The organism is Streptomyces scabichelini, assembly GCF_011045015.1.
GTDB lineage: Bacteria > Actinomycetota > Actinomycetes > Streptomycetales > Streptomycetaceae > Streptomyces > Streptomyces scabichelini.
This window is the reverse complement of the sequence record NZ_JAAKZY010000412.1, coordinates 1-3324: the sequence shown is the minus strand read 5'-3', so window position 1 is coordinate 3324 and position 3324 is coordinate 1. Positions and strand designations below refer to the sequence as shown.

Here is a 3324-nt window from a genome sequence, read left to right as displayed (position 1 = left end):
CCCCTGGACGCCCGCCCCGTGCCCGCATGCCCGTGTTCGTGATCGTCCGATCGTCGAATGAGTGCAGAGTACAAGCCGTCTCCGACAGCAGCTCAGCTCCTGGCGGCTTCCCGAACGCCGGCATTCCGGCCTCCGCTTCGACCCCAGCGCGGGTCGGCTCTCGCTGAGCACAATGCCCGAGTTGCCTATATTGCCGCTTTGTTCAGGCTTGATGGTGCTTGATCGCGTGAAATGGGTCACGTTCGGGTGGATTGGGTGTTGAGGGTGCGTCTCGGCAACTTCTGCTTTGCAGAACGTAAGTTGAGGGTTGCGTTCCGGAGTAATCGGGCGATTTGCCCGTCGTTTCGACGAGTTCATAAGGGGCGCACCGGCATTTCGGGCCTTGTTTCGGGTGTGTGCTCTCGCATACGTTCTCGTCGATCCGGGCGGATCGCCGAATCCTGCCGCCGCCCCGGAACCCACCCGTCTACGCGTTACGGCAGGAGCGGGGGACCCAGGTAAGTCGCCGGTCCGACAGCGGAACGGCTTGGGGTGAAGTCGCATTCAGTGTGCGGCCGGGCATCTCCCGCCCGAACCCGACAGCTCACCTCGCAGGCGCCGGAGAGGAATTCGCCATGGCCGCACGAGGTAAGCACCGTCGTCCGAAAGCCCGCCCCGTCACCCGCGGCATCGTCGCCGCGGGAACGGGTGGAGCCGCGCTCGCGCTCCCGATCGTGGGGGCGACCGGCGCCCACGCCGCCCAGCCGACGCAGTCCACACAGGCCGCACAGGTCGCGCAGGCGGCGCCGACCGCAGTCCCGCAGGTCGAGCTCGTCACGTACAAGGTGGTCTCGGGCGACACCCTGTCCAAGATCGCGAGAAAGCACTCCGTGAGCGGCGGCTGGAAGGACCTGTACAAGGCCAACCGCGCGGTCGTCGGCGATGACCCGTCGCTGATTCACCCGGGCCTCACGCTGACGGTGGGCACGAAAAACGCCCAAACATCAGCAAACAATCTGAAGACGGACACGGTTGCCTCCGAGCCCGTCAAGTCCGAGGCGCCCGCGCCCACTCCCGCCCCTGCGCAGACGTACACGAACGACCTCGACGGCTGGATCAAGCAGGCGCTCGACATCATGGCCCAGAACGGGATTCCGGGTTCGTACGACGGCATCTACCGCAACATCATGCGCGAGTCGGCGGGCAACCCGCAGGCCATCAACAACTGGGACTCCAACGCCGCGGCCGGGACGCCGTCCAAGGGCCTCCTGCAGACCATCGATCCGACCTTCAACGCCTACCACGTGCCGGGTACGGCGACGGACCCCTTCGACCCCGTCGCGAACATCGCGGCGGCCTGCAACTACGCCGCCGACAGGTACGGCTCGATCGACAACGTCAACGGCCCTTACTGATCGGAATCCGGATCGGGATCGGGACTGAGCGAAGCAGCGGCCCCGGGTACCAGGTGACCAGGTACCCGGGGCCGGCGCGCACCCATCAACTCAACCAAGCTTCGCGTTCTGCGCCTTGGCCACGTCGGGTGAGACCTTGGTGTCGCTGGGCCTGGACTCCGCGATGGCCCTGCCGTCCACCGCGAAGTACACGGCGATGACGTCGTCGCTGCGTACGGCTGCCGTGTGGACCGTGTGGCTGACGCCCCTGAACGTCATCGTCGACTTGAAGGCCACGGACTCGTCGCCCGCCGGGTCCGCCTTCTCGGCGGTGACCGAGTCGTACGGGCTCGTGTTGCCGTTCGCCTCGACGGTGAAGCCGGTGCCACAGGAGTCCACCGCCTTGGAGAGGCCGGCCATGGCCGACTCCGCCTTACCGTCGTCCTCGTAGGCGTTGAGCGTGACGTACGTGGAGCCGTTGGCGTCCTTCGAGGCCACTCGCGTGAGGTCGGCCTGCGGCTCGCCGACGGGAAGTTGGTTCATCGCGTACGCCAGTGGGGCGCACACCTTCTTGTCGAGGGTGACCTCGTCCTGGGACTTGGCGAAGATGAACTCCTCTTCGAGTTCCTCGACGTTGTGGCCGCCGACGTCCGCCGGGGTGATCACGAGCTTCGCCAGGCGCTCGGCCGGGCTCACTTCCTTCGCCCGGGAAGCCGTGGCCTCGGGTTTGGGCTTGTCGGCCGCCGCGTCCGTCTCCGAGTCGCCGCTTCCGCAGGCGGTGAGGCCGGTGAGTACGGCGATGGAGAGGGCGCCGGCAGTCACGGCAGCGGATCTCTTCATACCTCATCCTTTCGATGGAAGATCACGGCATGGGCGGCGACCACCGCACGGCAGTGAAGTCTGTGGCCGCTACGAAGCCCTCGGCCGCCACGCCACACCCCGCCAACTGCCCTACTGGCCAGGGAACTTCCAGATGTACGGCTCCCCGTCCTCCTCCGACCAGTGGACCTCCATCTCCTTCGCGTTCGCGGGGATCAGGTACGACTCGCAGAACGTGTGGCTCTCGCCCTGCTTCCAGCTCTCGACGTCGTACGGGTCCTCGCAGCCGGGCGCGTCGTCGGAGGCGCCGATGAGCAGGGCGCCCCTCTTTCCGTCCGCCCAGATGGTGGTGCCCTCGCCCGCGTCGGAGTCGGACGTCAGGGCCGGGCCCGACTTGTGCGTGAACTTCATGTGAGCGACCGCGAGCACCAGGCCCTTGGCCTCCGCCTTGTCCTGCACCAGCTTCTGGGCCTCGGCCTCGGTGCCGACATCGACCTTCTGCGCGGTGATGTCGTACGTGACCTTGCCGGCCTCTTCCTCGACCTTGCCCTCGGCGCTCTCACCCGTGGCCAGCTCGCCACCGGAGGCCGCCTCGGCCGGAGTTGCCGCCGCCTTCGCCTTGCCGGCGGGCTTCTTCGCGTCGGCCTTGTCCTCTCCGCCGCCGCACGCGGTCAGGGTGAGCGCGAGAACGGCGACGGGCGCGGCGACGCGCAGGGCGGTTACCTGGTGCAGCAAGACGAACTCCTTGTGAGGGTTGTGAGTGGGGGGATGCACTCGCGCAAGCGCCACAGCGGCACGGCACCACAGCGGCACAGCCGCAGAACGGCACAGCCGCCGAATGGCGCAGTCACACAGCGCTACGCGGTCGAGGTGCCGAATTCGATGCCGGTGCTCCACGGGGCGCTCAAGCCACCGGAGTTGCACCAGGAAAAGCCCAATTGCTCGTCGGGCAGACGACGTTCCCCGTGCGCGGACCCGCTCGAAGCGGAAACGCGATCACCAGATCCTGAAGTACCGCCCCTCACGCTGTCAACAAACGTGAACACTCACCGTCACAGACGACTCGAAGGCGCAGTCGCGGTGCACCCTCCCACCTGGAAGATCACCCACGTCCCTCCCCGCCGTTCCCCGC

General features: G+C 67.2%; 3 protein-coding genes and 1 riboswitch. Of the genes, 1 reads left to right on the top strand and 2 read right to left on the bottom strand.

The window, feature by feature from the left end:
* Positions 1-453: 453 nt before the first annotated feature.
* Positions 454-612: riboswitch (cyclic di-AMP (ydaO/yuaA leader) on the top strand.
* A gap of 2 nt (positions 613-614) precedes the next feature.
* On the top strand, positions 615-1394 hold the full coding sequence (locus G5C60_RS50070) for a LysM peptidoglycan-binding domain-containing protein (protein WP_165270887.1): 780 nt from the start codon (positions 615-617) through the stop codon (positions 1392-1394).
* Positions 1395-1484: 90 nt separating this feature from the next.
* Here the strand turns inward: G5C60_RS50070 and G5C60_RS50065 are convergent, their stop codons facing one another.
* On the bottom strand, positions 1485-2213 hold the full coding sequence (locus G5C60_RS50065) for a hypothetical protein (RefSeq protein WP_165270885.1): 729 nt from the start codon (positions 2211-2213) through the stop codon (positions 1485-1487).
* Between the two features lie 111 nt (positions 2214-2324).
* Positions 2325-2927 (bottom strand): hypothetical protein, encoded by a 603-nt coding sequence (locus G5C60_RS50060; protein ID WP_165270883.1) that lies wholly within the window; start codon positions 2925-2927, stop codon positions 2325-2327.
* Positions 2928-3324: the final 397 nt, after the last annotated feature.

Excerpts from the sequence above, each read along its gene's own strand:
- G5C60_RS50070 (WP_165270887.1), top strand. The coding sequence starts at position 615 with ATGGCCGCACGAGGTAAGCACCGTCGTCCGAAAGCCCGCCCCGTCACC.
- G5C60_RS50065 (WP_165270885.1), bottom strand. The coding sequence starts at position 2,213 with ATGAAGAGATCCGCTGCCGTGACTGCCGGCGCCCTCTCCATCGCCGTA.